Annotated in this window: 1 protein-coding gene; it reads left to right on the forward strand. The window is 62.9% G+C overall.

Going from position 1 to position 1,176, the window contains the following annotated elements:
• On the forward strand, positions 1-1,176 hold a 1,176-nt coding region (gene tuf, locus GQ651_RS18580), incomplete at its 5' end, for an elongation factor Tu (protein ID WP_160765788.1).

Raw genomic sequence — 1,176 nt, forward strand, 5'->3', positions numbered from 1 at the left:
ATGGCAAAGGCAAAGTTTGAACGGACGAAACCGCACGTCAACATCGGCACGATCGGTCACGTTGACCACGGCAAGACGACGCTGACGGCTGCGATCACGAAGTATTTCGGCGACTTCAAGGCGTATGACCAGATCGACGGCGCGCCGGAAGAGAAGGCGCGTGGCATCACGATCTCGACGGCGCATGTCGAATACGAGACCGATGCGCGTCACTACGCTCACGTCGACTGCCCCGGCCACGCCGACTACGTGAAGAACATGATCACTGGTGCGGCGCAGATGGACGGCGCGATCCTGGTTGTGAACGCGGCCGATGGCCCGATGCCTCAAACGCGCGAGCACATCCTGCTCGGCCGTCAGGTCGGCATCCCGGCGCTGGTCGTCTACATGAACAAGGTCGACCAGGTCGACGACGAAGAGCTTCTCGAGCTCGTCGAGATGGAAATCCGCGAACTTCTTTCGTCCTACGACTATCCGGGCGACGACATTCCGATCGTCAAGGGCTCGGCTCTGGCGGCGATGGAAGGCCGTGACGAAGCGATCGGCGAGAACTCGATCCGCGAGCTGATGGCCGCTGTCGACGACTACATTCCGACGCCCGAGCGCGCCGTGGACCAGCCGTTCCTGATGCCGATCGAAGACGTGTTCTCGATCTCGGGCCGCGGTACCGTTGTGACGGGCCGTGTCGAGCGTGGCGTGATCAACGTCGGCGACGAAATCGAGATCGTGGGCATCCGCGACACCAAGAAGACGACCTGCACGGGCGTCGAGATGTTCCGCAAGCTGCTCGACCGCGGTGAAGCGGGCGACAACATCGGTGCGCTTCTGCGTGGTGTGGACCGTGAAGGCGTCGAGCGGGGCCAGGTGCTCTGCAAGCCGGGTTCGGTGACGCCGCACACGAAGTTCGAGGCCGAAGCCTACATCCTCACGAAAGAGGAAGGTGGCCGCCACACGCCGTTCTTCGCGAACTACCGTCCGCAGTTCTACTTCCGGACGACGGACGTGACGGGCACGGTGACGCTGGCTGCGGGCACCGAGATGGTGATGCCGGGCGACAACGTGTCGTTCACGGTCGAGCTGATCGCGCCGATCGCGATGGAAGAAAAGCTCCGCTTCGCCATCCGCGAAGGCGGCCGCACCGTCGGCGCAGGCGTCGTCTCGAAAATCATCGAGTAA

It is taken from the genome of Kangsaoukella pontilimi, from assembly GCF_009830125.1.
GTDB lineage: Bacteria > Pseudomonadota > Alphaproteobacteria > Rhodobacterales > Rhodobacteraceae > Kangsaoukella > Kangsaoukella pontilimi.